The following is a 6,887-nucleotide window of genomic DNA, read 5'->3' on the forward strand; positions in this document are numbered from 1 at the left end:
TGCGCGGGCAGGCGCCGGTCAAGCCGATACCGATCCGGCTCGTCACACAGGCTGCCGCCGAGGGAGCGCGCCCATGAGCACCACCCGCACCTTGCGCTGCGACGTGGCGATCGTCGGCGGCGGCATCGTGGGTTCGTCGGCCGCGCTCGCGCTGCGGCGCATGGGCATGGACGTGGTGCTGCTCGAGCGCGACCTCTGCGGCTCGCGCTCCAGCGGCGTCAACTACGGCGGCGTGCGGCGCCAGGGCCGGCCCTTGAGCCAGCTGCCGCTGGCGCAGCGCGCGCACCGCATCTGGGGCCGTCTCGGCGAGCTGATCGGCACCGAGGGCGAGTACCAGCGCTCGGGCCATTTCAAGATCGGCCGCAGCGAGGACGACATGGCCGCGCTCGAGCGCTACCGCGCGAGCGTGCGCGACGCCGGTTTCGACCTCGGGCTCGAGCTGGTGACGGGCGCTCGGCTGCGCGAGCACTGCCCCTGGCTCGGCGCGCGCGCGCTCGGCGGCTCGCTGTGCATCGAGGACGGGCAGGCCAATCCGCGGCTGGTGTCGCCGGCCTTCGCGCTCGCGGCGCGCCAGGCGGGCGCGCAGGTGTTCGAGCGCCACCGCGTCGACGAGGTCGCGCACGACGGCACACTGTTCCGGCTGCGCGCCACGCATGCCGAGGGCACGCTCGAGGTGCGCTCGCCGGTGCTGCTGAACTGCGCGGGCGCCTGGTCGGGTCCGATCGCCACGCACTTCGGCGAGGCCGTGCCGCTGCAGTCGGGCCATCCCGCGATGGCGGTGACCGAGCCCCTGCCATTCTTCATGGACTGGAGCCTCGGCGTCGAGGGCGGCGGCATTTACTGCCGCCAGGTCGCGCGCGGCAACCTGGTGCTCGGCGGCGGCGCGGGCATCGGTCTCGATGCCGAGCGCGCGCGTTCCGAGCGCGATGCCATCGCCGCGCTGTCGGCGCAGGCGATCGAGCTGCTGCCGCGGCTCGCGCATGCGCACTTCATCCGCACCTGGAGCGGCACCGAGGGCTACCTGCCCGACCGCCAGCCGGTGCTGGGGCCGAGTCGCACCACGCCCGGCCTGTTCCACGGCTTCGGCTTCGCGGGCGCGGGCTTCCAGATCGGCCCGGCCGCGGGCGAGGTGCTGGCCGAGCTGGCGCGCGACGGCCGCAGCACCACGCCGATCGAGGCCTTCGCGATCGAGCGCTTCTTTCCCGACACGAAGGCCGAGCGGCCCGTCGAAGCCGCCGCATCGGCCTCGCACTGAACACGACAAGAGCAACCCACCGTAACCGCAGATCCACCCTCGACACTGAACGGAGAGTCCCACCATGGCACGACGCGACCGCACTTCCTTTTTCCTCACCTTCGCCGCCACCGCGGCGGCCGCCCTCGCGGGCTTCGGCGGCGCGGCCCACGCGCAGACGAAGACGCTCTACATCGGCATGAACGGCGGCACGATGGAGAAGGCGTACACGCAGTACGTCTTCCCGGCCTTCGAGAAGCTCTACGGCGCGAAGGTGGTGGTGGTGCCCGGCACCTCCTCCGACATCCTCGCCAAGGCCCAGGCCAACAAGGACCGGCCGCAGATGCACGTGATGTTCCTCGACGACGGCATCATGGTGCGCGCCATCGGCATGGGCCTGTGCCAGAAGCAGAAGCCCAATCCCTCGCTGGCCGAGATCTACCCGGCCGCGCGCTTCAAGGACGACATGGCCAGCGGCGTGAGCCTGGGCATGACCGGCCTGGCCTACAACGCGAAGATGTTCAAGGAGAAGGGCTGGGCCGCGCCCACCTCGTGGATGGACCTGGCCGATCCGAAGTTCAAGGGCAAGGTGGTGTTCCAGTCGATGTCGTCCTCGTCCTTCGGGCTGCACGGCTTCCTGATGTTCAACCGCATCCAGGGCGGCAACGACAAGAACGTGGAACCCGGCTTCAAGGCCTGGCCCACCACCATCGGCCCGAACGTGCTCGAGTACATCCCGAGCTCGGCCAAGCTCTCGGAGATGGTGCAGACCGGCGAGGCCGCGATCTTCCCGCTCACGCCGACGGCCGTGGCCGCGCTCAAGGTCAAGGGCATTCCGGTGGAATACGCGCCGCCCAAGGAAGGCGCGGTGGTGCTGATGGTGGGCCAGTGCGTGATCGCCAACAACAGCGAGCCCGAGCTGTCGCAGAAGCTCGCCGAGTTCCTGCTGAGCCCGCTGGCGCAGGCCAACGTGCTGCAGTACGGCGCGCAGATCCCGACCAACCCCAAGGCGCCGGCCGTGGGCGAGGGCGCGACGCAGGTGGCCGAGATCAACCAGTGGATGAAGACCGCGGTCACCATCGACTGGGAGAGCATCAACGCCAACCGGCCGGCCTGGAACGCGCGCTGGAACAAGTCGATCGAGAAGTGACCGCGCTGGCGAGGGTGCTCAGCGCGTGCGGCGCAGCAGCACCGGCAGGCACAGCAGGTAGAGCACCGCGCCGGCCAGCCACACGATGCCCGGGAAGCGCGCGCGGAACGCGAAGTACAGCGGGCTGATCAGCAGCGGGCCGAACACCGAGGCCAGGCTGGCGATGCTCGCGAGCACGCCCTGCAGCCGCCCCTGCTGCGCCTCGCCCACGCGCGCCGACAGCGTGGACTGCAGCGCGGGCGCGCAGATGCCGCCCAGGCACAGGAAGGGCAGCAGCGCCAGCACCATCCAGCCGTGCGAGGCGAAGGCGATCAGCGCATAGCCGGTGCCGTCGGCGATGGTGCCGACCGCGATCGCCGTGCGCTCGCCCCAGCGCTCGACCAGCGGCCCGGCGACGAAGCCCTGCACCAGCGCCTGCAGCAGGCCGAAGACCGCGAGCGAGATGCCGACCATGCTGGCGTTCCAGGCGTAGCGGTCCTCGCCGTAGAGCACCCAGGTCGTGCCCGCGACCTCTCCCACCAGCACCAGCACGAGGAACACGCCGAGCACCGGCAGCAGCGCCGGAAAGCTCGCGGCCCAGCGCAGCGGCGCGAGCGGATGCAGCACGCCGCGGTCGAAGGGCTGCGAGGCGAGCGCCGGCGGCCGCGATTCGCGCAGCACCAGCAGGCCGACCAGGAAGGTCAGGCCGTTGAGCACGGCCGCCGCGATGAAGGGCAGGCGCACGCCATGGTCGCCCAGCACGCCGCCGAGCGCCGGCCCGGCGATGAAGCCCAGACCGAAGCAGGCGCCCATGCGGCCGAACCAGCGCGCGCGCTGGTGCTCGGGCGTGAGGTCGGCGATGGCGGCCGAGGCCACGGCCATGCTCGCGCCGGTCATGCCGGCGATCGCGCGGCCCACGAACAGCAGCCACAGCGAGGGCGCGAAGGCCATGAACAGCGCGTCGATCGCCGCGCCCAGCACCGAGATCAGCAGCACCGGCCGGCGGCCGAAGCGGTCGCTGAGCGCGCCGAGCACGGGCGCGCAGACGAACTGCATCAGCGCGTAGAGCGAGAGGAAGGCGCCGAAGTGCCAGCCGAGCTCGCCGCTGTGGCCGACCTCGCGCAGCAGGCTCGGCACGATCGGCATGACCAGGCTGATGCCGATGGCATCGAGCGTGACGATCGCCAGGATCACTGCCTGCGCGTGGCGGTTTCCGGCGAATGGGAGGGAAATGGAAGACATGGTTAATTTATCGTTGATAAGGAATTATCAGCGATAAATTCCAGGCCGTGAAGTACCCTCCCGGATCGACACCCGGCAAGCACGACATCTGAATGAAACTGGACCGCGACGTGATCCTCCAGGCGGCGCTCGCGCTGCTCGACGAGGTCGGCATGGACAAGCTCAGCACCCGGCTCCTGGCCGAGCGGCTCGGCGTGCAGCAGCCCGCCCTCTACTGGCACTTCAAGAACAAGCGTGCGCTGCTCGACGCGATGAACGGTGAGATCCTGCGCCGCAGCCACCACCGCAAGCTGCCGCTGCCCGACGAATCGTGGGAGAGCTTCCTGCGCGAGAACGCGCGCAGCTTCCGGCGTGCGCTGCTGGCGCGGCGCGACGGCGCGCGCCTGCATGCGGGCTCCGAGCCCGACCCGGGCGACCTCGACATGGTCGAGGCCCAACTCGCGGCCGTGGTGCGCCTGGGCGTGCCGCCCGCGCAGGCGATGACCCTGCTGATCGCGCTGGGTCGCTACACCGTGGGCTGCGTGCTCGAGCAGCAGGCGACGCCGGCCGACGCCGCGATGCAGCAGCAGACGCTCGATGCCGCCGCGGCCTCGCGGCCGCTGCTGGCGGAGGCTTTCGCGACCTACCGCGCGGCCGGGCCCGATGCGCTGTTCGAGATCGGGGTGGACCTGATGCTCGAGGGGGCGAAGGTGCGCCTGGCGGCCCAGGCCCCGCAGGCGAAACGGCGCGGTCCGGCGCCGCGGCGCTGAGGCTCTTTCAGCGCGCCTCGGCGCGAATCCAGCCCGCCGCCTTCTCCGCCATCATCAAGGTGGGACTGTTGGTGTTGCCGCTCGTGATCGTGGGCATCGCGCCCGCATCGACCACGCGCAGGCCCTGCACGCCGCGCACGCGCAGCCGCGCGTCGAGCACCGCCATCGGATCGTTGTCGGCGCCCATCTTGGTGGTGCCCACCGGATGGAAGATGGTGGTCGCGATGTCGCCGGCCAGGCGCGCGAGGTCCTCGTCGCTCTGGTACTGCACGCCGGGCTTCCATTCCTGCGGCTTGTACTTGGCGAGCGCGGGCTGCTCGGCGATGCGGCGCGTCACGCGCAGCGAGTCGGCCGCCACCTTGCGGTCGGCATCGGTGCTCAGGTAGTTGGGCGCGATCGCGGGCGCGTCCTCGAAGCGCTTCGAGCGGATGCGCACCGTGCCGCGGCTGGTCGGGTTGAGGTTGCACACGCTCGCGGTGAAGGCCGGGAAGGCGTGCAGCGGCTCGCCGAAGGCATCGAGCGACAGCGGCTGCACGTGGTACTGGATGTTGGGCCACTCGCGGTCGGGCGAGCTGCGCGTGAAGGCGCCGAGCTGCGAGGGCGCCATGCTCATCGGGCCGCTGCGGCTCAGCAGGTACTCGAGGCCGATGCGCGCCTTGCCGACCAGCGACGAGGCCAGCACGTTGAGCGTGGGCGCGCCGTCGATCTTGTAGACCGCGCGGATCTGCAGGTGGTCCTGCAGGTTGGCGCCGACGCCGGGCGCGTCGACCACCACCTCGATGCCGTGCTGGCGCAGCAGCTCGGCCGGGCCGATGCCCGAGAGCTGCAGGATCTGCGGCGAGCCGATGCTGCCCGCGCTCAGGATCACCTCGCGCGTGGCGTGCGCCGTCACCATCTCGTGGCCGTTCCAGATCCGGGCACCGGTGCAGCGCTGCGTGCCGTCGGCGAGCCGCTCGATCACCAGCTTCGAGACCTGCGCGCCGGTCCAGAGCTCGAAGTTGGGCCGGCCGTAGCAGGTGGGCCGCAGGAAGGCCTTGGCCGTGTTCCAGCGCCAGCCGTTCTTCTGGTTGACCTGGAAGTAGCCCACGCCCTCGTTGCTGCCGCGGTTGAAGTCGGTGGTGTGCGGCACGCCGGCCTCGACCGCGGCGGCCGCGAAGGCGTCGAGGATGTCCCAGCGCAGCCGCTGCTTCTCGACCCGCCATTCGCCGCCCGCGCCGTGCATCTCGTCGGCGCCGAGGTAGAAGTCCTCGTGCTTCTTGAAGGCCGGCAGCACGTTCTGCCAGCGCCAGTCCTCGTCGCCGGTGAGCGCGGCCCACTGCTCGTAGTCGCGCGACTGGCCGCGCATGTAGATCATGCCGTTGATGCTCGAGCAGCCGCCCAGCGTCTTGCCGCGCGGATAGCGCAGCACGCGCCCGTTGAGGCCGGCGTCGGGCTCGGTGCTGTAGAGCCAGTCGGTGCGCGGGTTGCCGATGCAGTAGAGGTAGCCGACCGGGATGTGGATCCAGTGGTAGTCGTCCTTGCGGCCGGCCTCGACCAGCAGCACGCGCTTGTCCTTGTCGGCGCTGAGCCGGTTCGCGAGCAGCGCGCCGGCGGTGCCGGCGCCGATGACGATGTAGTCGAAGGTGGTGTCGTTGTCTCTCATCTTTGCTTTCTTTCTTCCAGCGTGTTCTCTCAAGGTTGGACGGTCATGGTTTCTGGCACGCCCTCGCCGAAGACCTCGGGCGCGTACATCGCCTCGGCGCGCACGGGCGGCAGCCTGAATTCGCCCGCGTTGTTCAGGCGCACGGTGTACTCCACGCGCCAGTGGCCGCGCGGCACGTAGCGGAAATAGGCGCGCCAGCTGTCGGTGGCGCGCTCGACGTGGCTGGGCCAGGTCCAGCCGCCCTGCGTCTCGCCCTGCTGCGCCAGGCTGCTCTCGCGGCCCAGGCCGCGGCCGAGCTGGCTGGCACCCGAGGGCACGGCGTCGCGCACCACCACCCAGGTCTGCGCGGCCGTGGATTCGAGATCGAGCCGCACGCGATAGACGTCGCCCACCGACCACCGGCCCTTGCGCTTCTGCTCCACCGGCGTGACGCTGCGGCGCACCGACAGGCCGTGCGCGAGCGGCTGCGCATTGCGCGTCGCGGCCAGCGCGCTGACGACGGCCCAGGGCTTGCCGCCGCCTTCGTGGCGCAATTGCAGCGTGCCTTGCGCGCCCTGTGCGGGCCAGGGCAGCAGCATGTCGGGCGCCTTCGCATCGGTCCAGGCGGCCTCGCGCGTCGCGCGGCCCAGCGCCGCGCGCGTGACGCCGTCGACCGGCCCGGCCTCGAACTGCTGCTGGAAGTTGCGCAGCGCCACGGTGCTCCAGGCATTGCCGGTGGTGGTGCTCCAGCGGCCCGCGCTCTGGCGGCCGACCAGGCCCTGCACGATCAGCGGCGCATCGGCCTTCCAGGCCGCATCGGTGCGCGCCCATTGCTGCGCCAGCAGCGCCATGCGCGCGGCCGTGCTGTCGCCGCTCCACATGAACCACCACCAGTGCAGCGCCGGCTCGTCG

Annotated in this window: 6 protein-coding genes; 3 read left to right on the plus strand and 3 right to left on the minus strand. The window is 71.2% G+C overall.

What is annotated here, in order from left to right:
- The first annotated feature begins 73 nt into the window (after positions 1-73).
- Positions 74-1,255 carry an NAD(P)/FAD-dependent oxidoreductase gene (locus AC27VN_RS28280; protein ID WP_490878682.1) on the plus strand — a complete coding sequence of 394 codons (1,182 nt, stop codon included), beginning with the start codon at positions 74-76 and terminating at the stop codon, positions 1,253-1,255.
- A 64-nt stretch (positions 1,256-1,319) separates the two neighbouring features.
- A complete protein-coding gene (locus AC27VN_RS28285) occupies positions 1,320-2,384 on the plus strand; it encodes an ABC transporter substrate-binding protein (protein WP_490878683.1) in 1,065 nt (354 codons plus the stop codon).
- 18 nt (positions 2,385-2,402) lie between these two features.
- Here the strand turns inward: AC27VN_RS28285 and tet are convergent, their stop codons facing one another.
- The gene (tet, locus tag AC27VN_RS28290) at positions 2,403-3,605 is read right to left on the minus strand and encodes a Tet(A)/Tet(B)/Tet(C) family tetracycline efflux MFS transporter (protein ID WP_490878684.1); all 1,203 of its coding nucleotides are present in this window, start codon (positions 3,603-3,605) and stop codon (positions 2,403-2,405) included.
- A 92-nt stretch (positions 3,606-3,697) separates the two neighbouring features.
- Here tet and tetR point away from each other — a divergent pair, with 92 nt between their 5' ends.
- The gene (tetR, locus tag AC27VN_RS28295) at positions 3,698-4,354 is read left to right on the plus strand and encodes a tetracycline resistance transcriptional repressor TetR (RefSeq protein WP_490878685.1); all 657 of its coding nucleotides are present in this window, start codon (positions 3,698-3,700) and stop codon (positions 4,352-4,354) included.
- A 7-nt stretch (positions 4,355-4,361) separates the two neighbouring features.
- Here tetR and AC27VN_RS28300 read toward each other — a convergent pair whose 3' ends face one another.
- Positions 4,362-5,996, minus strand: coding sequence for a GMC family oxidoreductase (locus tag AC27VN_RS28300; protein ID WP_490878686.1), 1,635 nt, complete (start codon positions 5,994-5,996; stop codon positions 4,362-4,364).
- A 29-nt stretch (positions 5,997-6,025) separates the two neighbouring features.
- A partial coding sequence (locus tag AC27VN_RS28305; protein ID WP_490878687.1) for an alpha-2-macroglobulin family protein occupies positions 6,026-6,887 on the minus strand: 862 nt, incomplete at its 5' end.

This window comes from Variovorax sp. 20P10.2.4, assembly GCF_058244205.1.